22 protein-coding genes and 1 riboswitch are annotated in these 23,936 nt (G+C 61.4%); of the genes, 12 read left to right on the top strand and 10 right to left on the bottom strand.

Features of this window, described 5'->3' with window-relative positions:
* Positions 1-19: 19 nt before the first annotated feature.
* On the bottom strand, positions 20-790 hold the full coding sequence (ppgK, locus tag ACUIAF_RS00865) for a polyphosphate--glucose phosphotransferase (protein ID WP_110413135.1): 771 nt from the start codon (positions 788-790) through the stop codon (positions 20-22).
* 172 nt (positions 791-962) lie between these two features.
* Here ppgK and ACUIAF_RS00860 point away from each other — a divergent pair, with 172 nt between their 5' ends.
* From ACUIAF_RS00860 to ACUIAF_RS00845, 4 genes are all read left to right on the top strand, one after another.
* Complete coding sequence (locus ACUIAF_RS00860; protein WP_445338737.1) at positions 963-1,742, top strand: nitroreductase family protein; 780 nt, start codon at positions 963-965, stop codon at positions 1,740-1,742.
* 52 nt (positions 1,743-1,794) lie between these two features.
* The gene (locus ACUIAF_RS00855; protein WP_198216920.1) at positions 1,795-2,568 is read left to right on the top strand and encodes a histidine phosphatase family protein; all 774 of its coding nucleotides are present in this window, start codon (positions 1,795-1,797) and stop codon (positions 2,566-2,568) included.
* A 137-nt stretch (positions 2,569-2,705) separates the two neighbouring features.
* Positions 2,706-2,840, top strand: a riboswitch (FMN riboswitch).
* A gap of 5 nt (positions 2,841-2,845) precedes the next feature.
* A complete protein-coding gene (locus tag ACUIAF_RS00850; protein ID WP_110417382.1) occupies positions 2,846-3,457 on the top strand; it encodes an ECF transporter S component in 612 nt (203 codons plus the stop codon).
* A gap of 33 nt (positions 3,458-3,490) precedes the next feature.
* Complete coding sequence (locus ACUIAF_RS00845) at positions 3,491-5,923, top strand: energy-coupling factor transporter ATPase (protein ID WP_445338736.1); 2,433 nt, start codon at positions 3,491-3,493, stop codon at positions 5,921-5,923.
* Between the two features lie 417 nt (positions 5,924-6,340).
* Here ACUIAF_RS00845 and ACUIAF_RS00840 read toward each other — a convergent pair whose 3' ends face one another.
* The 6 genes from ACUIAF_RS00840 to ACUIAF_RS00815 all read right to left on the bottom strand — a co-directional run bounded on the left by ACUIAF_RS00840 (position 6,341) and on the right by ACUIAF_RS00815 (position 14,066).
* Positions 6,341-8,989, bottom strand: coding sequence for an ATP-dependent Clp protease ATP-binding subunit (locus ACUIAF_RS00840; protein ID WP_445338735.1), 2,649 nt, complete (start codon positions 8,987-8,989; stop codon positions 6,341-6,343).
* Between the two features lie 102 nt (positions 8,990-9,091).
* The gene (locus ACUIAF_RS00835) at positions 9,092-10,096 is read right to left on the bottom strand and encodes a DUF3027 domain-containing protein (protein WP_445338734.1); all 1,005 of its coding nucleotides are present in this window, start codon (positions 10,094-10,096) and stop codon (positions 9,092-9,094) included.
* Between the two features lie 68 nt (positions 10,097-10,164).
* The gene (locus tag ACUIAF_RS00830; protein WP_015022102.1) at positions 10,165-10,554 is read right to left on the bottom strand and encodes a cold-shock protein; all 390 of its coding nucleotides are present in this window, start codon (positions 10,552-10,554) and stop codon (positions 10,165-10,167) included.
* Between the two features lie 129 nt (positions 10,555-10,683).
* A complete protein-coding gene (locus tag ACUIAF_RS00825) occupies positions 10,684-12,597 on the bottom strand; it encodes a sensor histidine kinase (RefSeq protein ID WP_445339203.1) in 1,914 nt (637 codons plus the stop codon).
* The gene (locus tag ACUIAF_RS00820) at positions 12,587-13,345 is read right to left on the bottom strand and encodes a response regulator transcription factor (protein ID WP_110417386.1); all 759 of its coding nucleotides are present in this window, start codon (positions 13,343-13,345) and stop codon (positions 12,587-12,589) included. Before ACUIAF_RS00820 ends, ACUIAF_RS00825 begins: the two co-directional genes overlap by 11 nt.
* Before the next feature lie 4 nt (positions 13,346-13,349).
* Positions 13,350-14,066: a TPM domain-containing protein gene (locus tag ACUIAF_RS00815; RefSeq protein ID WP_445338733.1), complete on the bottom strand. Its 717-nt coding sequence runs from the start codon at positions 14,064-14,066 to the stop codon at positions 13,350-13,352.
* Positions 14,067-14,225: 159 nt separating this feature from the next.
* On the opposite strand from ACUIAF_RS00815, the gene ACUIAF_RS00810 reads away from it, so the two are divergent.
* Complete coding sequence (locus ACUIAF_RS00810) at positions 14,226-14,519, top strand: WXG100 family type VII secretion target (protein ID WP_015022106.1); 294 nt, start codon at positions 14,226-14,228, stop codon at positions 14,517-14,519.
* A 246-nt stretch (positions 14,520-14,765) separates the two neighbouring features.
* Here ACUIAF_RS00810 and groL read toward each other — a convergent pair whose 3' ends face one another.
* The 3 genes from groL to ACUIAF_RS00795 form a co-directional block, all read right to left on the bottom strand.
* Complete coding sequence (groL, locus tag ACUIAF_RS00805; protein ID WP_015022107.1) at positions 14,766-16,385, bottom strand: chaperonin GroEL; 1,620 nt, start codon at positions 16,383-16,385, stop codon at positions 14,766-14,768.
* A 317-nt stretch (positions 16,386-16,702) separates the two neighbouring features.
* A complete protein-coding gene (locus tag ACUIAF_RS00800; RefSeq protein ID WP_015022108.1) occupies positions 16,703-16,906 on the bottom strand; it encodes a cold-shock protein in 204 nt (67 codons plus the stop codon).
* Between the two features lie 168 nt (positions 16,907-17,074).
* Positions 17,075-17,719, bottom strand: coding sequence for a LytR C-terminal domain-containing protein (locus ACUIAF_RS00795; protein WP_445338732.1), 645 nt, complete (start codon positions 17,717-17,719; stop codon positions 17,075-17,077).
* A 150-nt stretch (positions 17,720-17,869) separates the two neighbouring features.
* Here ACUIAF_RS00795 and ACUIAF_RS00790 point away from each other — a divergent pair, with 150 nt between their 5' ends.
* From ACUIAF_RS00790 to ACUIAF_RS00760, 7 genes are read left to right on the top strand one after another with little or no spacing between them, the layout of a single operon-like run.
* On the top strand, positions 17,870-18,658 hold the full coding sequence (locus ACUIAF_RS00790; RefSeq protein ID WP_445338731.1) for a uracil-DNA glycosylase: 789 nt from the start codon (positions 17,870-17,872) through the stop codon (positions 18,656-18,658).
* A gap of 47 nt (positions 18,659-18,705) precedes the next feature.
* The gene (locus ACUIAF_RS00785; RefSeq protein ID WP_033511398.1) at positions 18,706-19,761 is read left to right on the top strand and encodes an AAA family ATPase; all 1,056 of its coding nucleotides are present in this window, start codon (positions 18,706-18,708) and stop codon (positions 19,759-19,761) included.
* Positions 19,758-20,690 (top strand): DUF58 domain-containing protein, encoded by a 933-nt coding sequence (locus tag ACUIAF_RS00780; RefSeq protein WP_445338730.1) that lies wholly within the window; start codon positions 19,758-19,760, stop codon positions 20,688-20,690. The genes ACUIAF_RS00785 and ACUIAF_RS00780 overlap by 4 nt, the downstream gene beginning before the upstream one ends.
* Entirely contained in the window at positions 20,687-21,220 is a 534-nt protein-coding gene (locus ACUIAF_RS00775) for a hypothetical protein (RefSeq protein ID WP_445338729.1), read from the top strand. Before ACUIAF_RS00780 ends, ACUIAF_RS00775 begins: the two co-directional genes overlap by 4 nt.
* Positions 21,217-22,290, top strand: a complete 1,074-nt coding sequence (locus ACUIAF_RS00770) for a vWA domain-containing protein (protein ID WP_445338728.1) — start codon at positions 21,217-21,219, stop codon at positions 22,288-22,290. Before ACUIAF_RS00775 ends, ACUIAF_RS00770 begins: the two co-directional genes overlap by 4 nt.
* A complete protein-coding gene (locus ACUIAF_RS00765) occupies positions 22,287-23,315 on the top strand; it encodes a vWA domain-containing protein (RefSeq protein WP_445338727.1) in 1,029 nt (342 codons plus the stop codon). The genes ACUIAF_RS00770 and ACUIAF_RS00765 overlap by 4 nt, the downstream gene beginning before the upstream one ends.
* Positions 23,312-23,863, top strand: a complete 552-nt coding sequence (locus tag ACUIAF_RS00760; protein ID WP_445338726.1) for a DUF6466 family protein — start codon at positions 23,312-23,314, stop codon at positions 23,861-23,863. Before ACUIAF_RS00765 ends, ACUIAF_RS00760 begins: the two co-directional genes overlap by 4 nt.
* Positions 23,864-23,936 lie beyond the last annotated feature (73 nt).

Genomic DNA, 23,936 nt, shown 5'->3' with positions numbered 1-23,936 from the left:
TCGCAGGAAAAGCCCTGCTTCACCCCAGGTGCTTTTGCCGAAGGTCAGCCAGATAGGCGGCACCCACAATGCCAGCCTGATTGCGTAGCTTGGCAGCCACAATGGGGGTCTTGATGTCGATGTGAGGCAGGAACTTCTCGCTCATCCGGCTGACCCCGCCGCCGACGACGAAGAAATCGGGATTGAAATAGTGCTCAAGCAGACGGTAGTACTTGGTCAGACGGTTGGCCCACTTCTTGTAGCTCAGCTTCTTGCGGTCGCGCACCGATGAGGCTGCATACTTCTCCGCATCCTTGCCGTCCAGCGTCAGGTGGCCCAGCTCACTGTTGGGAATCAGCACGCCGTTGTATATCAGCGCCGTACCGATGCCGGTACCCAGCGTGGTGGCGATGACCAGGCCCTTCTGCCCCTTGGCCGCACCGTACTGCACTTCGGCGAGACCGGCTGCATCCGCGTCGTTGACAACGCTGACAGGCCTGCCGCAGGCCTTGGAAAGGACCTCCTGAACATTGGTACCGACCCAGGCCTGATCCAGGTTGGCCATGAAATCGAGCGGCTTGTCAGGCTTGACAGGGGCTGGAAAGGCAATGCCTACGGGCACGTCCGAGGGAACCTCGAAACGGTCCAGGAGCTCCTTGACCACAACCCCCACGGCCTCTGGCGTGGAGTGCTCGGGAGTCAGAATCTTCTTGCGAGGCTCGGCAAAATCGCCGATGGTCAAGTCAACAGGGGCAGCCTTGATGCCGGATCCACCGATATCCACTCCAAAAGCCTGCGCTGTTTCAATCATTGCTGCTCCTTAGCTGATCAAAGATGAGGGTCCGAACCGGCACGGTAGCGATTGTACCCCAAGCCATGCCTCTGCATCCTTGGCAGCGGCATAAGCCTGACCAGGGGCGGACCATTCATCCGGCCTTGTGCTGCAAACTGCGGGTAGCGGGATTAGGTGGAATAATGAGATTATGACCGAACACACACAGCTCATTGACGCAGTCAACGTGCGCATCACCACCAGAGAATACGACCCAAAGCCCATCGATCCCGACCTGGCCAGGCAGCTGGGCAGCACCTTGAACGCTCTGAATACGCTGAGCAGCCTGGACATGCAACTGGTCCTGGGCAAGCCGGACGCCTTCGCGGCCGACAACGCCTCCGGCCACCTGGCCAATGCGGCCAACTACCTTGCCCTGGTCGGACCCAAGGATGATCAGGAGAGCCTGGAGAAAGCAGGCTTCTACGGCGAGCGCATGGTTCTTGCCGCCACCCTGTACGGACTGGGGACGGGATGGGTGTCGGGCAGCTGGGACCGTCAGGCGGCCGAGCGCCACTGCCGTATCACCCCCAGCCAGTCGCTCTATCTGGTGGTCACCATCGGCTATCCGGCCGACCAAGTCGGCTACGGCAACCAGGACTTCGACAAGCTTTGCCAACGTCAGAGCGAGCATCGAACCTCCAAGAGTTATGAGGAGTTGACCTCAGCCATGAGCGCGCAGGACCGCCAGGATGCACCGGAATGGTTCAAGGCCGGCGTGGCTGCCGCCGCCAAGGCTCCTTCGGCCATGAACGGACAGCCGGTGCTTTTCGCCTGGGACAAGGACACAGGCGACGCCATCGCCACCCTGGACCCCTCGGTTGCCTACGGCTCCGCAGTTGATCTGGGCATAGCCAAAATGAACTTCCAGATCGGGGCCGGCGGCGGTACATGGACCTGGGGCGACGGGGGCCGTTTCATCAGATCCTGACCGTGGCTGTGCCCCAGTGACCCGGCAAGGGGGCCGTGTAGGGTGATGAACTATGAACAATGGAGCATCATCATCGCAATCCGCCGCCGAACCGAGCGCTGAAGCAGGTTCGACAACCCTTTACCTGACCCGGCATGGAAGAACGACAGCCAATGTCATGCATTTGATGCAGGGCTGGTCCGATTTCCCACTGACCAGGCAAGGCCGCGAGGATGTGCGCCAGTTCGGTCGGGGCCTGCGGCCCATTCGTTTCCGGGCGGCTTGGAGCGGCAATCTGAGCCGACAGTATGAAACAGCCCGCCTGGCCCTTGACGTGTCCGGCAATGGGGACCTGCGCGTGGGCGTGGACCCCGACCTTCGCGAGGACAATTTCGGCAGTTTCGAAGGTCGGGACGAGCGCACTACCCTTAATCAGGTCTGCGCCGCCATGGGGTTCAAGGACTTTGCTGCAGCCAGGGCAGCCTACGGCAGGAACATTCCCATCCATATGCAGGACACCTTCCACAGGTTGGACGCCCAGGACATCCTGTCTGCCGGATTGGACGAACAGGATCGTGCCGAGACCACGGCCCAGGTCCGCAGCAGAATGATCGCGGTGATGACGCGCATCGCGCAGTCTGCCATCGAAGAGGGCGGCGGGCCTGTCCTGGTGGTCTCCTCAGGCATGTGCCTGCAACAGTTTCTGGTAGCCATCGACGACCACTCCCCAATCCCAGACATGGACAACACCGCCGTAACCAAGGTGATTTATGGGGATGACGGCTTCCGTCTGGCGGGCCCGGTCAGCTCCATGGAGTACTTCCAGGCAGGAAGCCGGGACAAGTAGCAGACGGAACTGCCAGGCGCGCTGCACTTCTCCGGCTATTAGATTTTTATCGGTTTTATTTCCGTCCCGGCGTGTCTAGAAGTGCACCAGCAGCGAGAGGGAATTGACCATTCCAAGGACCGCAGCTATATTGAAATCGTCAGTTTCAGGGAAGGTGAAAGTCCTTACTGGCGGTATCCGGTTGAATACCGGGAGCCCGCGACCCGCGCAAGCGGTGGATATCGGTCAAAGTCCGAAGCCAACGGTTACAGTCCGGATGGAAGAAACGAGGCCCTCTATGAGCATGCCCAATTCTCATTCACATACCACTGCAAACGCAAACAAGGACACGCGCTTCGACGATGTCCACTCCACAGGTGCAGGCGGTTCAGGACGCTGGTCGACAAAGCGGATTGCGGTCTACGCGCTCTTCGTAGCCCTGGCCATGGTTCTGAGCTTCTTCTCCTTCCCGATCTTCCCTGCCGCCCCTTGGCTCAAATACGACCCCTCAGGCATCGTCGTCCTGGTATGCGGCTTCGCCTTCGGTCCGGCGGCTGCCGCCATCATCTCCATCCTGGGATTCGTCCCGCACCTGTTCACCAACCCCTTCGGTGCATTGATTTCGATGATTGTGGCCCTGGCACTGAGCGTGCCGGCAGCCGTGATCTACCGCAGGATGCACAGCCGTAAGGGAGCAGTCATCGGAATCGTCTCAGGCGCCATTCTGGGCGTGATCGCGGCCATTCTGTGCAACGTGGTGATCACCCCCTTCTATGCGCACATGTCCATGGCCAAGGTGATTGCCATGATTGTGCCGATCCTCCTGCCCTTCAACCTGATGAAGTTCGCCATCCACGGCGTGGTCACCTTCCTGATCTACAAGCCCATCTCCACGCTGATCAACAAGTAGGCCACGGCAGTTCGGAAAGTCATGGCAGCATCCATGACCCAAACCACAGTCTCGGATTCAGCGGCCTCGAAGGCAACGGTCGCCCGCCTCAGCCGGGTCTCCTTCTCCTATGACGGAGGCCGGACCTGGGCCTTGGACCACCTGTCCATGGAGGTGCATGCAGGCGAGCATCTGTGCATCCTGGGGGCGAATGGTTCCGGCAAATCCACCCTGGGAAGCATCCTCTCGGGTGCGACTGCACCTGACCACGGCCAGGTCGAACTTATGGGCCGGGCAGTCTGTTCAGATACCCCAGATCAAGGCCGACGGATTGACGCTGGAGCCTACCGGCAGGCACGCCGACGCATCGGCATGGTCTTCCAAAACCCCGAGGACCAGATCGTGACCACAGTCGTCCAGGACGACGTGGCCTTCGGACCCGAGAATCTGGGCATGCCGCGACAAAAGATGCTCTCCTGCGTACCGGCTGCCTTGAAGCAGGTGGATCTGCAGACGCGGATGAATGACGATCCCACCCGTATGTCGGGCGGGCAACAGCAACGATTGGCTCTGGCCGGCAGCCTGGCCATGAATCCAGGCATGATGGTGCTGGACGAACCTGGTGCCATGCTTGATGCGGCCGGTCGGCAGGAGATTCAATCAATCCTTTGTCGGCTGACGGCCCAAGGCACGGCTGTCGTCCACATCACCCACCTGCTCGAGCAGGCCAGGCAGGCTGACCGGGTCCTCGTGCTTGACCACGGGCGCATCGTAGCCTCCGGGAGTCCTGACGAAATCCTGACCAGGCAGGATCTGCCTGTTCTTTTTGACGAACCGAACCAAAATCCGCTGACTCGAAGCGGGGCATCAGATAGGAACGCGGAGATCGCAGTCGATGACCACGCCATCTCCATGGTCAAGTTGTCGGATGTCTCTTACAGTTTTCCGGATGCCGGAAACAAAGCCCTCAGCCAGGTGAATCTGGAGCTTGCTGCAGGACAGACCCTGGCCATTATCGGGCGCAACGGATCCGGCAAGTCCACCCTGGCCAGGCTCATCTGTGCCCTGGCCGGACCCGACAGCGGATCCATCCAGGTGGCCGGCCTGCCCCTGGCCGGACCCGACCGACCCAAGGCCAAGCATCTGCGACGCCAGAATCTCAAGCTTCTGCGCAAAAGGGTCGGCTATGTCATGCAATATCCCGAACATCAGCTTTTTGCGGATACTGTTGCCCAGGACATCGCCTATGGTCCACGCAACCTGGGCTATGGTCCCGATCAGGTGCAGCATCGGGTGGATGAGGCCATGCAGCTTTTGGGCATCAAAGATCTGGCCGACCGCTCCCCCTTCGACCTTTCGGGGGGTCAGCGGCGCCTGGTGGCCATCGCCGGGGTCGTGGCCTGCAGCCCGCGACTGCTGGTTTTGGACGAGGTCACCGCCAGCCTCGACCCCCAGGCCTGCGCACGCATCATGACACTGCTTCGAGTACTCCATAAGCGTGGGGTCACCATCGTCATGAGCACCCACGCCGATCGCGAGGCCCTGGACCTGGCCGACCAGACCCTGCTCCTGGAACATGGGGAGACACTGGCCTATGGGCCTACTGCGGAAGTAGTGGAGCGCTACCATCAACTGCTCGCCGCAGACGCAGCAGAGAAGCGAGCCGCTGGGAAGAAAGAAGCAGGGAAAGAGACCAATCAAACCCAGGCGGACCATAAATCCCTATCCTTGCTGGCGAGGCTTGACCCGCGAGCCAAGCTGGTGACCTTCCTCCTTGCCATGTTCACCGCCTTCGCCATCTCCACCCCGGCGCAACTTGTTCTGGCACTGGTGGTCACTGTCGGCCTCTTCGCCGCCGCCCGGGCCCCACTGCGTTCCATCATGAACTCGGTCAAGGGCTTTCTGGTCCTCATGCTTCTGCTGGCCCTGTTCAATCTTTTGGTCACCCAGACCGGTCATAGATTGGCTGCCTGGGGTCCACTCGTACTGACCACCGGAGGCATTTGGGTGGCCGTACTATACGCCTGCCGCTTCATGTTGATCATTTTTTTGGGGGCGCTCCTGGTGGAGACCACCACCCCAACGCAGATGACCGATGCCTGTGAGTCCCTGCTGAGCCCACTGTCCAGGCTGGGTATCCACACCAACGAGATCGCCCTGGTCCTATCACTGGCTCTGCGCTTCATCCCCACCCTGGGGCGTGAGGTTCAGGCCATTGTGGAAGCCCAGGCCGCCAGGGGCGGATCCATCGAGTCCGGCTCGCTCTCGCAGCGCCTGCACGCGGCCATAGCCATCACCGTCCCTGTCTTCGCCGGAGCTCTGCGTCACGCTGACAACCTGAGCCGGGCCTTGGATGCCCGATGCTATGAGGGCAGCCGTCAACAGCGCACCCACTACCGACTGCTGCGACTGGGCAGGATGGACATCCTGTTCATCGCTCTCATGGCCCTCTATCTGCTGGCCCTGCTGCTGCATCCCCTGTTCTGAGCGGGCAGACCGCTTCAAGCGCTTACCCCGCTGTCCTTTCAACGTCACTTGGGCTTTCTTCCACGCCTAGCCTGGGTGCCCCATCACGCAACCGCCTGAATCACTGGCTACTTGAGCAAGCGAGCCGGGATGACTGGACGGCTGAATCGGGAACGCTAAGCGTCAGTTGCTGTCGATTTCATCGCTGCCTTAAGGCTGATAGAAAAATGATCAAGCCCTTCAGTGGACTCGTAAGTCAAAAGCAAATGCCGAGCTCATTCTGCCAATTGACGCCATATATATTTCAAGCAATGCTTCAGGAACGACATTGCAGATATCAACACAAATCCTTGGCAGCACAAAATAAGAGGGGCCGGAACACCATTCATGTGTTCCGGCCCCTCTTCAGTCAGCCACGTCAGGCATTAACCCTGTATCTCAGTCACTTGCAGGCGAACTCTGACCGGACTGCTCAGAACCCTGACCATCCTGGCTCTGGCTGTCGGCCTCGCCTACCGGCGGAACATCAGCGTCGGAAGAACCAACCGAGGCTCCAACCAGTTCAGGCTCCTGGTTCTGCCCATCGGCAGGATTGGCCGCATGCCTGGGTCCCTCAAAGGGCTTGCCAGTGAAAGTGAACTCACCCAGAATGCCCTCGCCTTCGGCATCGACCCGGACGGACTCATTGTCTGTAAGTTCGCCCAAGAGGATCTTCTCGGAGACGGCATCCTCGATGTCCCGCTGGATGACACGGCGCAGGGGCCGGGCACCCAGGAGCGGGTCGAAGCCCTTCTCGGCCAACAGATCCTTGGCCTTGTCGGTCAGATCCAGGGACATGTGGCGCTCGAAGAGACGATCGTTAAGCTGGGCGATGTCCAGGTCGACGATCTTGCGGACCTGGGGCTCGGTCAGCTGCTGGAAGACGATGATGTCATCCAGGCGGTTCAGGAACTCGGGCCTGAACTGCTGCTTGAGCTCACTGGTCACCTGGTCCTTCATCCGCTGATAGGAGGTCTCGGTGTTGCCACTCACGTTGAAGCCGGTGTTGGCCGCCTTGGCGATGTCACGGGTTCCAAGGTTGGTGGTAAGGATGATGATGGTGTTCTTGAAGTCCACCATGCGACCCTGCCCGTCGGTCAGATGGCCGTCGTCCAGCACCTGCAGGAGGGTGTTGAAGATGTCCGGGTGAGCCTTCTCGATCTCGTCGAAGAGAACCACGGAGAATGGCTTACGCCTGACCTTCTCGGTCAGCTCGCCGCCCTCTTCGTATCCCACGTACCCCGGAGGGGCACCGAAGAGACGAGAGGTGGAGTACTTCTCCGAAAACTCGGACATATCCACCCTGATCAGGGCATCCTCGTCGTCAAAGAGGAACTGGGCCAGAGCCTTGGCCAGCTCGGTCTTGCCCACACCGGTGGGTCCAGCGAAGATGAAGGAACCTGCAGGACGCTTGGGATCCTTGAGGCCCACACGGGTACGGCGGATGGAGCGGGACAGGGCGGAGACGGCCTCATCCTGGCCGATGATCCGCTTGTGCAGCTCCTTCTCCATACCCAGGAGCTTCTTGGACTCGGCCTGGGTCAGCTTGAAGACCGGAATGCCGGTGGTGGAGGAGACCACCTCAGCGATCACGTCCTCGTCGACGACCATCTTGACGTCGGACTCGCCCTCGTGCCAGGCCTTCTCCTTCTCCTTGCGCTCGGCCTCCAGCTTCTCCTGGCTGTCGCGCAGCTGAGCGGCCTTCTCGAAGTCCTGATCCTTGATGGCCTGGTCCTTCTGGGCGGAAATGCGATCCACCTTGGTGTCCAGCTCCTTGAGCTCCGGCGGGGCGGTCAGCCGCTTGATGCGCAGACGTGCGCCAGCCTCATCGATCAGGTCGATAGCCTTGTCAGGCAGGTTCCTGTCCTGGATGTAGCGTGCAGAGAGCTCAGCTGCCGACTGCAGGGCCTTGTCGGTGATAGTGACGTGGTGATGATGCTCGTAGCGGCCACGCAGACCCTTGAGAATCTCTATGGTCTGGGCGATGGTCGGCTCGGAGACCTGAATGGGCTGGAAGCGCCGCTCCAGGGCCGCATCCTTCTCGATGTACTTGCGGTACTCGTCGGTGGTGGTCGCTCCGATGGTCTGCAACTCGCCGCGGGCCAGCAGGGGCTTGAGCATGTCAGAGGCACCCAGGGCCCCATCTGCCGAACCTGCACCGACGATGGTGTGAATCTCATCGATGAAGAGAATGATGTCGCCCCGGGTCTTTATCTCCTTGAGCACCTTCTTCAGACGCTCCTCGAAGTCGCCCCGATAGCGGGAACCGGCCACCATGGAGCCCAGATCCAGCGAGTAGACCTGCTTGCCCTTGAGGGTCTCAGGAACATCACCGTTATGGATTTTCTGGGCCAGGCCCTCGACCACGGCTGTCTTGCCTACGCCGGGCTCTCCGATCAGCACCGGGTTGTTCTTGGTCCTCCTGGACAGGACGACCATGACCCTCTCGATTTCATTGGCCCGGCCGATGACCGGATCCAGCTTGCCTTCAGCGGCTTCCTGGGTCAGGTTCCTGCCAAACTGGTCCAGAATGGCCGAACCGGTCTGTCCACCCTTGTTGGAAACGCCGCCGGCATTGGCCAGATCGCCCTTGCCGGCATCGCCGCCTTCGTGGCTGCCGCGAATCATGTCAATGGTGGCGGTCCGCAGATCGCCCAGATCCACACCCATCTTGATCAGCACCTGGGTGCCGACGCCTTCACCCTCGCGGATGAGACCCAGCAGAATGTGCTCGGTGCCGATGTAAGAGTGGCCGAGCTGAAGAGCCTCGCGCAGCGACAGCTCCAGGACCTGACGGGCGTGCGGTGTGAATGGGATGTGCCCATTGGGGACCGCATTGCCCTTACCGATCATCTCCTCGACCTGTTTGCGGGTGGCATCCAGCTCCACGCCCTTGGAGGCCAGGGCCTTGGCGGCGACACCGTCACCCTCCCTGATCAGGCCCAGGAGGAGGTGCTCGGTGCCGATGTAATTGTGCTGCAGGGTGCGGGCCTCTTCCTGCGCCAGCACAATCACCCGCCGCGCACGGTCGGTAAACCGTTCGAACATACTTGTCCTTCCCTTTGATCCGTAATTCACTCTACAGATTTACGGTGACGTTTATTCTCGGCCCACCGGGGATTGCGCTCTGAACGCAACGAGGCCTTGGAATCAGTCCTCTGAGTCGTCTTCTGACTCCATCTGCTCCATGAGTTCCACCTCAGGTCGCTCCTCGCGTGGCTTCTGCCTGACCACATCAATATGAAGATCGTCATAGGCGGGCTGGGACTGGACCCAGAGATGGGACTCCTCCTGGGGCTCGATCTCGGAATGCTCGCCGCAGCCATGGTCCAGGGAGATAACACGCCCGTCGTCCGGACTCCAACGATTGGCGCAGACACCGAACATGGTGCCCAGATCACCTGCCAGGGGAATCATGAAGCCGCATGTCTCACAGGCCTTGCCCTTGGCCGTCCGGGTAGACAGGGACTTTGGACCGTGCTGCCCCTCGTACCAGCGCTTGGCAGTGGCGGACCGGGCCTCGGCGGTCATCACGTGTCGGCGGCTCAGAGCGAAGCAATCGACGGCCTCATCCAAGTCGGCGGAAGAGGTCTGTGCGTCAAGGGAAACCTGATTATTCGGTTCCTGCCCGTGAACGTCCTTATCGTCACCTGAGCGGTCTACCAGGCGGAAGACCGCACCGTCGGTCTCCTCGTCAGCACCGTCGGCATCATCCGAGGCTGATTCATTCTGGCTCTCTTCATTGTCCCCTGGGGCCTGCTGTGCTTCGGAAGTCTGAGGTCCCGCCTGGGCAGGCTTGTATCCGGCTGTCAGCCTGGGATCGTCGGGATCGGTTCCCATGACATCAGTCACGCTCAGATCCGAGGGCAGAAGGCGGTCCTTCCAGGGAACCCATGCCGGGGGCTGCAGGGCCGCATCGGTAGGCACCAGAGAGGATTCATCCACAGTCCAGGTATCGGCATCCTCATCACGGTAGAGGGTGACCGACCACTGCCAGCCCTCGTAGCCCTTGATGGCCGAGGCGAACCGGTAGTCCCAGACACCATCCCCGATCAGGGTGCGGCCGACCAGCTGGCCGACCTCATCACTGTCGGCAGCCACGCTCAGAGCTACTCGCCTGGCCAGTCCCTCAGGATCCAGGTCCTCTTGAACCATCTATCACACCTTCATCATCAGTGGGACCGGACCAAACCGATCCACGTCGGATTCTTCTCGCCGTCCACTCAGTCCGGCACGTCAAAGTCATCAGCCACAGCCCTCAGGAGGGTGGCCAGTTTGGCGGATTCGGCCCGACCCGGGTAGTGGTGCCGACGCAGGCCATTGCCGGCCGAATCCAGCAGCTTGATCAAATCCTCCACGATGGCGGCCATATCGTCCGGATCGGGCCGCTTGGCACGCAGAATGGAGGGGGTCGGCCCCACCAGCTTCAGATCCAGGGCCTGGGGGCCCTTGCGGCCCTCAGCCACTGAGAACTCCACTCGGGATCCCTTGCGTATGGTGGACACCCCAGCAGGCAGGGCTGACGAGGGCAGGAAGACATCCCCGCCTTGCTCATCCGTGATGAACCCGAACCCCCGCTTGGCGTCGTACCACCGTACTCTCCCGCTGGGCATGCTCTGCCACTTCCTTACGTTGCTTCTTGAACAAATATATCCGGAATCAGTCTACCTGACCTGGACGCGCAGGACGACCCTTCTTGTCATAGGCGTACGGGACGGGCGTCGGCAGAATTGGCCTGGTCTTCAACGCCCCCCTGATCCCGCCTGACGGCCCTGGGGTATGACGATGGTGAAGGTCAGGCCGCCTCCCGGGGTCTGCGAGGCGCATATGAACCCCTGATGGGCCTTGACAATGGACTGGACGATGGCCAGGCCAAGCCCCGTGCCGCCCTTCTCCCGAGCCCTGGACGGGTCAGCGGTATAGAAGCGCTCGAAGAGCCTGGACCTGGATTCCTCCGGGACGCCAGGCCCATGGTCGACCACGCGAATGATGGCATAGTCGGTGCCCACATGGCTGTTTTCCGCCACCTGCATCGCCTCGGCCAGGTGTCCCAGCGATGATTCGGTGGCATCCAACCTAGTCAGATCCGCTGGAGCGATGGTCGCCTTGACCAGGCCCAATCCCACCTGTACCGGCGAATCAGACGGGGTGTAGCGGTGGATATTGCCCACGATATTGGTAATCACCTGACGAAGGCGGCTGGGGTCTCCTGTCACCTGTACCGAGGGCAAAGGTCCTTCCTGGATATCCAGACTGACCGATGGACCCAAATGCCCACCCACGGTTATTTTCTCCTTGTTGCGTCCCTTGAGGCCCGACAGTCCCTTGTTGGCCGTGGCTGGCATCTCGTGGGGGGCAGGCTGATCCTCGGTATGCAGGCAAACCCTTCCGGTAGCCACATCCCTTCCCAAGTCCAGGGCATGCAAGTCGTCCACTCCGTCTCGCACCAGTCCAGTCAGATCGACCGGCAGGGTCGTATCGATTCCCCTGCCCTCATCCAGACGAGCAAGCGAAAGCAGATCCGTGACCAGAACCGTCATTCTGGTTGAAGAGTCCTCGATGTGCTGGATGGACTTGTCGGCACGCTCCAGAGCCCCTGGATAGTCGCGCTGCATCCTGTAGAGCTCCGCATAGCCATGGATGGCAGCCAGAGGAGTGCGCAGCTCATGACTGGCGTCCGAAACGAACTGCTTCATCTTTTCAGTGGTCTGGCGCTGCTCGTCGAAGGAATGCTCGATTCGCGCCAGCATGGCATTGAGGGATGCCGCCAGGGAGCCCACCTCGGTATTCTCCGGGAAGCTGGGAATGCGTTGGGAAAGGTCACCGGCCGCTATCTTTGCAGCGGTCTTCTCGATGCGTTTGAGGGGAACCAGAGTAGACTGAATCAGCAGGACCGAAATGATTCCGCCCAGAAGAACCACCACGACGGAGATGACCATGCAGAAAGCCGTCAGATCGTGTACTGCCTCATCCTGGTCGCTCATGGACAGTCCGATGAAGAGTACACCGCTGATTTCGGAACCGTCCAGTTCATTGCGCAGCTTCCACTGCATGGCCACTACCCGCCAGGAGGCCCGGGCTCGCTTCATGGTGTCCCGGTCGGGCGAGGCCTGTTGAGAGACGCGCACGTAGGCTGGTACCGTGGTCGGCTGGCCCAGGGGTATCGAACCCAAGCTACCGTCGGCGGGCAGACGCGGTCGGGAGATGACGCCGTTGACCTGCATGGGATTCAGATCGTCCGAAATGATGTGCAGGTCGTTGTCGCGGATCTGCAGGAAGTAGTCGGTGGGCCCCAGACCGTTCTTGCTCAGATCCTCCTGGCGCAGAAGGGTGGCGTTGCGGATGCCCAGGTTGGCCTGACGAATCAGCTGGGAGTCCGTGCGCTTCATCAGATAGTCGTCGGCCATCTGGCAGATGGCTACAGAGACGCCCACCGTGCCCACGATGAGCAGGATGAGCATGCTGGCCACAAGTTTGGTGCTTAGGGGTATGGCAGCCAGAGGCGACCTGGGTATGGAGCGACCCCTCGGCTTGCTGGAGCCGGCTGCCTTGCCGGAGTCCGGACCCATGAAAGACCTGGACCTGTCAGCCACCCTCGGATCGGGAGCGGACGACGGTTCTGTCTTGGGGACCGGACCCTGGGGATTAGTCGCCATCGCCGCCATCCGATGCGTCCTGCCTGGGTGCCCGGATCATGTAGCCGATGCCCCGCTTGGTCTCGATCAGCGGGGTGACCTTATGTTCCCCGCCATGTCCGTCGCTGACGGTGATGCCATCCACCTTCTTGCGTAGGTAGGAGATGTAGGATTCCACGATGGCCGCATCGCCTCCCCAATCGTATTGCCAGACGTGGTCCAGGATCTGGGCCTTGCTGAGCACGCGGCCTTCGTTGTCCATCAGATAGCGCAGCAGCTTGTATTCGGTCGGACTCAGGTCGATGGGTCGGCCGGCCCTGGTGACGTCGTGGGAATCCTCGTTGATCTCCAGATCGCCCACGCGGATGACCGGGTCGTCCTCCTGGTGCTCGCGGGTCCTGCGCAGTATGGCCTTGATCCTGGCAACGACCTCCTCCAGGCTGAAAGGTTTGGTCACGTAATCGTCGCCGCCCACAGTCAGCCCCATGACCTTGTCCTGGGTGTCATCCCTGGCGGTCAGGAAGAGCACCGGCGCATCGATTCCCGCCTGACGGATACGGGAGGTGACTGTAAATCCATCGATGTCAGGCAGCATGACATCCAGGACGATCAGATCTGGCTGGATACGTTCGATGACTTGAATGGCCTCGGAGCCGGATGCCGCGGTTTCGACAGCAAAGCCCGCGAAGTGCAGGGAGGCCACCAGCAGATCCCTGATGGACGGTTCGTCGTCGACCACGACCAGTTGTGCTTGCGTCGGTTTGCTCATGGCTTCAGCTTGCCGCGTCTTTCTGGGTATTGTCTGAAAGTTCGCTGACCGTCTTCGTCGGAAGTGCCTCCTTTTTCGCGGCACTGGACTTGCGAATGTTGGACTTGCGATCATGAGCCCCGGTTCGGCTGCTCCGACGCCACCAGATCGCCACAGCCACGACCAGAATGACCAGGATCACGGCAGTCACCGAGAGAGCGATGATCATGACCCGGTGATGCCGCTGGTTTTGCTTCAGGGTCTCCACCTGGGTCATCATGGCCTTGGCCGAGCCCACCCAGTCAGGGTTCCGGCCCTTGGTGACCGGCTCCAGAGCAGCCTGCGAGAGCTGATCCACACTGGATTGGTCCTTGAGCCAGGCCTGCGAGTTGCTCGAGACCGCCACGACCAATTTGCCGTCCTGAGAGGCCACGGCCAGCAAAACCGTGTCGTGGGCAGGCTTCATCGATTCGAGCACACGGGATGCCCAGGTCTCGGGCTTGACTCCCGCGTAGAAATGCGGCAGGTAGAGCAATCGGACCGATACTCCGGTTTCCTCCGCAGTCTCCTTGATTGCATCCTTGACGGAACCCACATCAGAACCCAGCAGATTCTGCGGATCGGTGATCGTATCGGTCATGGTTCCGGCATCGGTCTGAGGTTCATCGGCATAACCTCTGGTAGGTCCAAGGGCACCGACCGCCAACACCATCGAGAGCAGGAGAGCCAGAACCCTCCTCATGGCCGAAAGGCTGAGCGAACTCGTCTTGTGGAGAGGAATTCGTTCGACCACATGGGTCCGTGGGAGGGGCAACTGCGTGAACACTGTCATAGTGTCCACAGTAGCGGTTGACGGTATTGGACTCCCCCACCATCACCGCCATTCAAGGAAAGGACGACCATGACACGGTTCCAAGTTGATTCGGATCAGATACAGACGGCCTCCGGCGCGGTCAGCGGCTCGATAGGGGCCATCAGAGATGCCGTGGCGGGAATGTACACCAATCTGGACAATCTCCAAAGCGTCTGGCAGGGTTCGGCGGCCAGCCAATTCGCCACGGTGGCCCAGCAGTGGCGTGCCTCGCAGGCCCAGATGGAACAGGCTCTTGAAGGCATCCAGGCGGCCCTGACCCAGGCTTCGGCCCTCTATGCAGACACAGAAGCCCAGGCCACCCGCCTCTTCGCCGGAGCCTGAACGCCGGGCGGATGAACACGCAGCTTCACCCGATCTTCCGATAGCAGACCGATGCAAAACCCAGAGAAACCAGATCCGGAAAACATAGATCCGGAAACCTGGATTTGGAAACCTGGATTCGGAAAACCGATAATGCAGTAACAGAAAAGGCGAACAGGGGCCTGCACACCATTGTCCGGCGTGCAGGCCCCTGTCCTTGGCGATCACCAGGTTCAGCCGATAGGCATCTGGTTGAACCTATAAGGATCAGTAGCCCATGTCGCCCTGAGGCTGAGCGGCAGCAGGTGCCGGAGGCTCAGGCTTGTTGGCTACGACAGCCTCGGTGGTCAGGAAGAGCCCGGCGATGGAGGCCGCGTTCTGCAGGGCGGAACGGGTCACCTTGACGGGGTCGGCCACGCCGGCCTCCAGCAGATCCTGGTACTCATTGTTGGCGGCGTTGAAGCCCTGGCCAGCAGGCAGCGAACGGACCTTGTTGATGACCACGTCACCGGAGACGCCGCTGTTCTCGGCGATCTGCTTGATGGGGGCCTCGATGGCGCGGAAGACGATGGATGCGCCGGTGGACTCGTCGCCATCCAGCTTGACATCCTTCTCGGCCTTGGCGGCGGCCTGAACCAGAGCCACGCCACCTCCGGGCAGCAGACCCTCTTCGATGGCGGCCTTGGCGTTACGGACAGCATCCTCGATGCGGTGCTTACGCTCCTTGGCCTCGACCTCGGTGGCTGCGCCGACCTTGATGACGGCCACGCCGCCGGCCAGCTTGGCCAGCCGCTCCTGCAGCTTCTCACGGTCGTAGTCGGAATCGGTGTTCTCGATCTCGGTGCGGATCTGGCCCACGCGGGCGGAGACCTCGTCCTTGGAACCGCCACCGGAGACGATGGTGGTCTCGTCCTTGGAGACGATGACCTTCTTGGCTGTGCCCAGCACGCTCATGTCGATGGAGTCCAGCTTGAGACCGAGCTCATCGGACACGACCTGTGCACCGGTCAGAATGGCCATATCCTGCAGCATGGCCTTGCGGCGGTCGCCGAAGCCAGGAGCTTTGACGGCGCAGGAGTTGAAGGTGCCGCGAATCTTGTTGAGAATCAGGGTGGGCAGCGCCTCGCCGTCCACATCCTCGGCCACGATCAGCAAGGGCTTGCCGGTCTTCATGACCAGCTCAGCGATGTGGACCACGTCCTGCTGGCTGGAGACCTTGCCCGAAGTCAGCAGAATGTAGGGATCATCCAGAACGGCGGTCTGGTCGTCGTTGTTGGTGACGAAGTAGGGAGCGATGTAGCCCTTGTCGAAGCGCATGCCCTCGGTGAACTCCAGGTCCAGTCCGAAGCGGTTGTTGTCCTCGACGGTGACCACGCCGTCCTGGCCGACCTTGTCCAGAGCCTCGGCGATCTCATTGCCAATCTCGGGGTCGCCTGCAGAGATGGTTGCGGTGGCAGCAATCTGGTCCTTGGTCTCGACTTCCTTGGACTGGGCCACGAGCTCCTTGACGATGGCGTCAGCGGCCTTCTCGATGCCGCGGCGCAGGGCGATGGGGTTGGACCCGGCAGCCACGTTCTTCAGACCCTCATGCACCAGGGCCTGAGCCAGCACGGTGGCGGTGGTGGTGCCGTCTCCTGCGACGTCGTCAGTCTTCTTGGCGACTTCCTTGACCAGCTCGGCGCCGATGCGCTCGTAAGGATCCTCCAGGTCGATCTCCTTGGCGATGGAGACGCCGTCGTTAGTGATGGTCGGCGCGCCATAGGACTTGTCCAGCACCACATTGCGACCCTTGGGGCCCAAAGTGACCTTGACCGTGTCGGCAAGCTTGTCCAGGCCGGCAAGCATGCCCTGACGAGCTTCCTCGTCATACTCGATGATTTTTGCCATTGTTGCTTCCTCCGTCATGGCTTGAGGTTTCATGACCCACCGTCGGCGTGGAACGGAACCCGACCGTCAGCTGTCGTGTTATCACTCCCGCACCTCGAGTGCTAATTCAGCAGATTAGCACTCGTTGGGACCGAGTGCCAACCCGAGGCGAAAATACGCTGCAGGCTGTATGCCATATCGGCCCCTGCACATCGGTCGCGTAGGCAGATAATCCGCACCCTGCTCAGTCCTGGCTCGGCATCTGGGTATAGACAACGTGCCATAAAAAAGGACCCCGGAACGACCGGGGTCCCCATGACGAATACAGAAGACGACAATCAGAGCTTGGTGACCTTGGTTGCCTGCAGACCCTTGGGGCCCTGCTCCACCTGATATTCGACCTTATCTCCCTCATCAAGGGTCTTGAAGCCATCGGACTGAATGGCCGAGTAGTGCACGAACACGTCCTCGCCGCCATCGTCGGGATTGATGAATCCGTAACCCTTGCCAGCGCTGAAGAATTTCACAGTGCCTTGTGCCATAACTAACTTCCTTAACATAGGTGCCGCGTCACAACAGATACGAGACTGACCGCATCTGCCTGGTCGGCAAGGTCAGTTTAGGCCTATTTATGAGGCAATTGCAAAACGCCGAGCCGAAATTCTGAATGTTGCGCCGTCGCATTTCCTCCGCTGTCCGGTTGACCGAACTCACTGCATGAGGATGGCTTCCACCGGAGTGGAGGCCACTGAGGACTGCTCCACCTGGGTGATACCCAGCAGGTTGGCCACCTCTTGGGCAGTGGCCTTGTCGGCCTCGTTACGGTAACGGACCGTGCTTACGCCAGGCAGGGCACCTTGCGGGTTGGATGCCGTGACCGCAGTGTAACCGGCATTGACCAGAACCTGGCGCTTATTGCCGGCATACCCGGTGACCCTGGTTCCGTTGATGACAGTGACCTGCGTGCCGCGGTTGACTACAGGAGCCGGGCTACTGCTGGAAGCGCTTGCCGAAGGCGATTGGGAAGACGGCTTGGAAGTCTGCTCCTGGGAGGCTTGATCGGTGGCGGTCGCACTGCTTGAAGCAGAAGAGGAGGCTGAGCGATTCGGCAGATGGCTGCTGATGACCCGCGAAGCATCAGTGTGCGTCTGCTGCCAAGGCAGAGAACCGCTGACCGCGGCCCATACGCCCAGACCGCACAGCATCGCCAAGACAAGCACCAGCAGGTAGGGCAGAGCCCTGACCGACAGGGAACGAGGCCCACGATGCACGCCTACAGGCCCCTTGGGAGGGTTGTCGAACGCATCATGAACCTGAGGGCGCGCCTGCGTCCCATTGTCGCGCGTGCTAGCCATGAACTCTCCTCTGCTCCACCGAATCCTGAACCATTATAAGTAATGCGTCGCCGGGTCAACATTCCACTGACCATTCGACGTACTCCGCCAACCCTGGAGTGGCCAAGGCGACTCTGACCAGCCCATATGGCCAAGCGATATAGTGACCTTATGAACAGCAGCCAGCCTATTGCCGCAACCTCCTCTGAGCCGACGAACGGAACCGGTACTAACCCTCCGACCATAGCAGGAGGCCAGGGCCGAACCCAGCGCAAACCCCTAAGCGCCCTGGTGGACCCCGGCTGGGCTCGTGCTCTGGCACCGGTCGAGCCCAACATTCACCGGATGGGCGACTTCCTCAGAGCCGAGCTTGCCCAGGGCCACCGCTATCTGCCTGCCAGCAAGAACATCCTGCGCGCCTTCACCATACCTTTCGACTCCATCAAGGTCCTGATTGTGGGCCAGGATCCCTACCCGACGCCCGGCCACCCAGTAGGTCTGAGCTTCTGCGTGGATCCTGCGGTCAGCCCCATCCCCGGCTCCCTGCGCAATATCTACACCGAGCTGAGCTCCGACCTGGGCCTGCCCACGCCTTCCAACGGCGATCTGACGCCTTGGACCAGGCGAGGGGTCATGCTGCTCAACCGCTGCCTGACCGTGCGGGTGGGCAAACCGGCCAGTCACCGCAACAAGGGCTGGGAGGAAATCACCGATGCCGCCATCCGCGCCTTGAACGACAGACGCGACCAGGAGGGTAAGGTCCGGCCCCTGGTCGCCATCCTTTGGGGACGGCAGGCCCAGAGCCTGGAGCCTCTGCTGACCAACGCCGCCATCATCAAATCCCCGCATCCCAGCCCCTTGTCGGCCCGGTATGGCTTCTTCGGCTCCCGTCCCTTTTCCAAGGCCAACCAAGCACTGGAGGCCATGGGCGCCCAGCCGGTGGACTGGTCCCTGACCTGAGTCCCTCTCTGGCTGAGTCGTCAGGAAATGCCGTTACCATGTCTGCTATGGCATTATTCCCACCCCGACCCAGTCAGTCCCCATCTGTTCAGCCCAGTCAGGATCGGCAGGTTCCACCAATCAGCCAGGACGACCTGCAACGCTGCCGTCAGTTGGCCGACCGGATCCGGACCCGCTTTTCAAGGACCCTGGTTGGTCAGGAGAACCTGCGTGAGGCCCTGATTTTGACTCTGGTCGCCTCAGGACACATCCTGATTGAATCCGTGCCCGGCCTGGCCAAGACCACTGCCGCCCAGACCCTGGCCACCTCGGTCTCCGGCAGCTTCAAGCGGATCCAGTGCACGCCCGACCTGATGCCCTCGGATCTGGTAGGCACCCAGGTCTACGACTTCTCCACACAGCGCTTCTCCACACAGCTGGGCCCTATTCATGCCAACTTCGTCCTCCTGGACGAGATCAATCGCTCCAACGCCAAGACCCAGTCGGCCATGCTGGAGGCCATGGCCGAGGGCGCCACCACCATCGGCGGCGAGCGCATAGCCCTGCCCCGGCCCTTCATGGTGATCGCCACACAGAACCCCATCGAGGAGGAGGGTACGTACAACCTGCCCGAGGCCCAGATGGACCGATTTATGCTCAAGGCCGTCATGACCTATCCTGATGCCGACCAGGAGACCCGAATGCTGCAGATGCTGACCAGTCGCGGCACTGATATGCCCGGCAAGGACGATCTGGACGCCCTGACCATCGCCGACGTGGAATTCCTTAGGCAGAAGGCCCGGCAGGTCCACGTGGCACAGCCCATCATGCGATATGCAGTCGATCTTGCAGCCACCAGCAGGGGGGCTGGATCGCGGCCCATCCAAGGGCTGGCCGAACAGGTCAGGCTGGGAGCCAGCCCGCGCGCTTCCATCGCCCTGGTGCGCATCGGCCAGGCCAGGGCCCTGCTGACAGGCAGGGATTACGTCATTCCCGAAGACCTGAAGGAGTGGGCCCATTCTGTGCTCCGCCACCGTATCCTGTTGACATTCGAGGCCCAGGCGGACGGCGTCAGCAGCGACGACATCATTGACCAGATCGTCGACACGGTGCCGGTGCCATGAGCCGTCGACGCTCGGATCACGACCCGGTCCGCAGACGAATCGAGTCCTTGGACACCAGCCTGCGACTTCCCACGGTGCGCAGGGCCTTGGGTCTGCTGGAGGGCGAGCACTCCTCCAGCCGTCGGGGCGGTGGAGACGATCGGGCCGACCTGCGCGCCTATGAGTTCGGAGACGAAATCCGCATGATCGACTGGCACGCCAGTGCTCGGATGGGCCGCCCAATGGTGGTTGAGCGCGAGCGCCTGGTCACCAGCAGGATCTGGCTGCTGCTGGACGTTGGTCAGGAGATGTCCGGAACATGCCCTGACGGAGAGCAGGCCATCCAGGTGGCGGCCAACGCCCTGTGCATGTTCGCAACCCTCTGCCTGCGCCGCAGCGATGAGGTGGATCTGGTTCTGGTCGATTCATCCGCCATCCGCCGCATACCCTGCCAGGGTGGCTTCGCCCGATTTGAGCAGACCCTGGACCGGGCTCTGGAGTCACCGCTGAATCAGCCACGCAATCTTGAAGCCCTGCTGGGCTACGCCGCCGGCATCCAGGACCGGCAGGCCATGTTGGTCATCGCCACTGACCAGTCGGCATTGAACGTTGACCTGATGCCGACCATCAGACGGTTGGCCACCACCCACCCCGTGAATCTCATCGGAGTGGAGACCATGAATCCACTGCGCCAGCAGCCCACTATGGGCTCGGTAACGGATGCGCCCAGCGGACGGAAGATCCCGGCCTTCCTGCGCACTGCGAACGGGACAAGGGCTGTGGACCTGCACAGGCGTTATCAGATCGAGGCCTTTGGCCGGGAACTGTCCAGAGTCGGAGCCTCGCTGATCCGGGCCGACTCCAGCACAGCCATGTTCAACAGGTTTATCCACTTTCTTTCAGCCGGCCGACCAGGCATCCCCATGCGACGGACGGTGATGGCGGCATGAGTGCTGTCATCCTGATTCGTCTTGCCTCCGGTCATGGCCGTATCAAGGTCATGCCCACCATGACCCAGCCCACCTGGCTGCTGGTTCTGGCGACGACCGCCATCATACTGGCCCTGGCCCTGGCTGCTGCGGCTATTCTCCTGCCCAGGTTTCGACATCAGCAGGAGGTGCATCCGGCACAGGTGAGCTCCCAATCCCGCGATGCATGGCGCCAGCAGATTGATCAGGTGGTGGCCCAGTACGACAAGGGCCATCTGGACCGCGACCAGGCGATGACGGCCCTGGCCGCCATCGCTCGTGGATTTGCCTCCCGCTCCTGGAACAACGACATGAGGGCCAAGACTCTGGCCGAGATCCAGGCCCAGCCCCGTACGCCGAGCACACGGAAGGGCCTGGACCTGCTTCGACAGACCATTGATGCCCTCTACCCGCCTGAATTCGCCCCTCCCCGGGACAGCGCGGGAACGGACGCCACGGTGAATCAGGCAGCCGACTGGATACGGGATTTGATTGAACGGTGGCCGCGATGAGCATAGGCAATCTGTCCTGGAGGTGGCCCTGGCTGCCGGTTCTGGCCTTGGTCCTGGCTCTGGCATTCGGCCTGCTGGCCTACCGTAAGGCCCGCCGTGGCAAGGACAAGGAACCAATAGCCCGGGTCTGGACCTTGAAGAGCGACCTGGACACCGAGGAGGGCCATGAGACCCTGCGGCGCTGGCGGCGATTGAACCGTTGCGCCGCAATCGTGCTTTCTCTGGCCCTGCTGATGGCTCTGAGCCTTGCCGCAAGGCCCGCCCGGGTCGATCGGACCTTGGAGCAGGGACATAACCGTGACATTGTCCTATGCCTGGATGTCTCCGGATCCACGCTGCCCTACGACCGTCAGGTGATTGCCTCCTATCTTGACCTGGTCCGCAACTTCCGTGGCGAACGCATGGCCCTGAGCATCTTCAACTCCACCTCGCGCACAGTCTTCCCCCTGACCGACGACTATGACATGATCACCGCCGAATTGAGCAAGGCGCGGCGGATCCTGGACGGGGTGCAGTCCCAGGACCGCATTGATGCCATGAGCGGACGACAATACCAGGACATCAGCGACTGGCTGGAGGGCACGCAGAACCGCCGGGACACCACATCCCTGATCGGAGACGGGCTTGTGGGCTGCGCTGCGCTCCTGCCCCAATTCGCTCCCAAGGACCAGAACGGATCGATAAAGGCCGACCAACGGTCAAGCTCCCTGGTTCTGGCCACCGATAACGTGGTTTCAGGCAAACCCACTTACACCCTGGAGGAGGCGCTCAAGCTGACCTCGACTGCAGGAATCGCCGTGGACGGGCTCTATTCGGGACCGGAACAAGGCATTGAGGATGAGAGCACCCGGCAGATGCAGCGGCTGATCGAGGCACGCGGCGGCATCTTCCTGCGACGGCAGGATGGGAACTCCATCAACGCGCTGGTCCGCCATATCGAGCACCGCCACGGAGCCGATCCCCGCCGGCAGGAGCAGTCCAGCCTGGTGGATGCACCCGGATGGTGGACTCTGGCCCTGGCCCTGACGCTGTCAGGATATTTGCTCCTGGCCTGGAGGCTGAAGCGATGAACATATTCAAGTCCCTGACATTTGAGCCCGCCCTGGGCTGGGTAGCCGGCGGCCTTCTGGCTGGCCTGTTATTGCTCCTGGCCATTGCACTGATCCTCCATGGCCTGCGCAAGGGGCGGGATACGGACGCCGATCGCTGGGCTCTGACCCGACGCACCGCCATGGTCCTGGTTCTGGCTCTCATGGTCCTGACGCCCAGCACAGTCAGCAAGACCACCAATAAAGCAGTCAACGCCACTGATATCTTCATTGCGGTTGACGTGACCGGATCCATGGCGGTCAAGGATGCCGGGTATGGCGACCAGGAAGGAATGAGCCGACTGGATGCGGCCCGGGCAGCCATCCACGACCTGACGATCATCTACCCCGATGCCTCCTTCTCGGCCTTGAGCTTCGGCGTCTCGACCAGCGTCGATCTGCCCCTGACCCCTGACGTGCGGGCTGTGGGCAACTGGGCCGGAGGGTTGGCTACAGAGCCCACATCCAGGTCCTCCGGCTCAAGCCTGGATGCTCCGCTGGATCGTCTAAGCCTCGTCTTGAAACAGACCAAGGACCGGCATCCCGAAGACCGAATCCTGCTCTACCTGATCAGCGACGGCGAACAGACCGGGCCTGATGAGCGGCGATCCTTCAGCGTTCTCAGGGAGGGACTGGACGATGCCTTCGTTCTGGGAACCGGCTCGGCCAAGGGCTGCATGGTGCCTTTGAGCTCCGATGTCGGTGGAAACGATGCCCACAGCTGGGTGACTGACCCCACGACCGGCCAGCCGGGCATCTCCGCCATGGACCCGAAAACCCTCAAGGCCATGGCCGACGAGATGAGCGGCCACTACCAGGCCCTGGCCAAGGGGACCACGGTGCGTGAGGGGGCCACGGCTGCGGCCTCCAAGCGCTACCGGGTGACCAAGGTCGACCAGGTCAGCCGGCATGTCACCCCGCTGGTCTGGCCGCTGGCACTGGTGGAGCTGGCTCTGATCCTGATTGAGGCGGGGCTCTGGATCCGCACTTCGAGGAGACTGCTATGAGTAGGAAGTCCCGGAAAGGCGCAAGAAGCGGACGCCGCCTGCGGGTGCGCCTGATTTTGGCTGGCTTGGCCTTGGTTGCAGCACTGGCCGGAGCCTGGTGCCTGATCAACGTCAAAGCCATCGCCACCTATAACGAGGGCACGCGAACGTTGAGCACCAACGTTCGACAGGCCCAAAACCCGCAGGCCGATCCTTCCTCCATCAAGGCCCTGCAAGACCAGGCCGAACAGCTCTTCGACCAGGTCGAAAGGCCCGGACCCCTGATTCTGCCACAGACCAGGCAAGCTGCCCAAGCCAACCGGGCGGCCAACGCCGCGCTGACCAGCCGCACCGAGCGTCTGCTCAAGGAGCAGAAGGCCGATAAGGCCCAAGACGGGAAAAACGGCTCCGGCAAGGGCTCCTCTTCAGGGCTGACCAAGCAGCAGGAGGCCGAGGTGGAGGATCTGCTCAAGCGCAACCAGCAGCAGAGCGAACCGTCAGCATCCCCGACACCAACAGGCAAGGCAAGTGACAACAAGGGTCAGGCGAAGAACGTCAAACCCTGGTGACCGGCCGCACACAGTCTTTCGCGTGAGTCATTTCACCGCCCCCTTTTCCAACAAATCGATCCCCATGCAGACG

Source organism: Bifidobacterium sp. ESL0822 (assembly GCF_052606675.1).
This window is presented reverse-complemented; position numbering and strand designations above follow the sequence as displayed.

What these genes read in the sequence shown, in the direction of transcription:
- ACUIAF_RS00770 (WP_445338728.1), top strand. Translation starts at nt 21,217, where the DNA reads ATGAGCATAGGCAATCTGTCCTGGAGGTGGCCCTGGCTGCCGGTTCTG.
- ACUIAF_RS00835 (WP_445338734.1), bottom strand. Translation starts at nt 10,096, where the DNA reads ATGGTTCAAGAGGACCTGGATCCTGAGGGACTGGCCAGGCGAGTAGCT.
- ACUIAF_RS00800 (WP_015022108.1), bottom strand. Translation starts at nt 16,906, where the DNA reads ATGGCACAAGGCACTGTGAAATTCTTCAGCGCTGGCAAGGGTTACGGA.
- ACUIAF_RS00795 (WP_445338732.1), bottom strand. Translation starts at nt 17,719, where the DNA reads ATGGCTAGCACGCGCGACAATGGGACGCAGGCGCGCCCTCAGGTTCAT.
- ACUIAF_RS00815 (WP_445338733.1), bottom strand. Translation starts at nt 14,066, where the DNA reads ATGAGGAGGGTTCTGGCTCTCCTGCTCTCGATGGTGTTGGCGGTCGGT.
- ACUIAF_RS00855 (WP_198216920.1), top strand. Translation starts at nt 1,795, where the DNA reads ATGAACAATGGAGCATCATCATCGCAATCCGCCGCCGAACCGAGCGCT.
- ppgK (WP_110413135.1), bottom strand. Translation starts at nt 790, where the DNA reads ATGATTGAAACAGCGCAGGCTTTTGGAGTGGATATCGGTGGATCCGGC.
- ACUIAF_RS00810 (WP_015022106.1), top strand. Translation starts at nt 14,226, where the DNA reads ATGACACGGTTCCAAGTTGATTCGGATCAGATACAGACGGCCTCCGGC.
- ACUIAF_RS00785 (WP_033511398.1), top strand. Translation starts at nt 18,706, where the DNA reads ATGGCATTATTCCCACCCCGACCCAGTCAGTCCCCATCTGTTCAGCCC.
- ACUIAF_RS00845 (WP_445338736.1), top strand. Translation starts at nt 3,491, where the DNA reads ATGACCCAAACCACAGTCTCGGATTCAGCGGCCTCGAAGGCAACGGTC.
- ACUIAF_RS00850 (WP_110417382.1), top strand. Translation starts at nt 2,846, where the DNA reads ATGAGCATGCCCAATTCTCATTCACATACCACTGCAAACGCAAACAAG.
- ACUIAF_RS00790 (WP_445338731.1), top strand. Translation starts at nt 17,870, where the DNA reads ATGAACAGCAGCCAGCCTATTGCCGCAACCTCCTCTGAGCCGACGAAC.
- ACUIAF_RS00860 (WP_445338737.1), top strand. Translation starts at nt 963, where the DNA reads ATGACCGAACACACACAGCTCATTGACGCAGTCAACGTGCGCATCACC.
- ACUIAF_RS00775 (WP_445338729.1), top strand. Translation starts at nt 20,687, where the DNA reads ATGAGTGCTGTCATCCTGATTCGTCTTGCCTCCGGTCATGGCCGTATC.
- ACUIAF_RS00780 (WP_445338730.1), top strand. Translation starts at nt 19,758, where the DNA reads ATGAGCCGTCGACGCTCGGATCACGACCCGGTCCGCAGACGAATCGAG.
- ACUIAF_RS00820 (WP_110417386.1), bottom strand. Translation starts at nt 13,345, where the DNA reads ATGAGCAAACCGACGCAAGCACAACTGGTCGTGGTCGACGACGAACCG.
- groL (WP_015022107.1), bottom strand. Translation starts at nt 16,385, where the DNA reads ATGGCAAAAATCATCGAGTATGACGAGGAAGCTCGTCAGGGCATGCTT.
- ACUIAF_RS00760 (WP_445338726.1), top strand. Translation starts at nt 23,312, where the DNA reads ATGAGTAGGAAGTCCCGGAAAGGCGCAAGAAGCGGACGCCGCCTGCGG.
- ACUIAF_RS00830 (WP_015022102.1), bottom strand. Translation starts at nt 10,554, where the DNA reads ATGCCCAGCGGGAGAGTACGGTGGTACGACGCCAAGCGGGGGTTCGGG.
- ACUIAF_RS00825 (WP_445339203.1), bottom strand. Translation starts at nt 12,597, where the DNA reads ATGGCGACTAATCCCCAGGGTCCGGTCCCCAAGACAGAACCGTCGTCC.
- ACUIAF_RS00765 (WP_445338727.1), top strand. Translation starts at nt 22,287, where the DNA reads ATGAACATATTCAAGTCCCTGACATTTGAGCCCGCCCTGGGCTGGGTA.
- ACUIAF_RS00840 (WP_445338735.1), bottom strand. Translation starts at nt 8,989, where the DNA reads ATGTTCGAACGGTTTACCGACCGTGCGCGGCGGGTGATTGTGCTGGCG.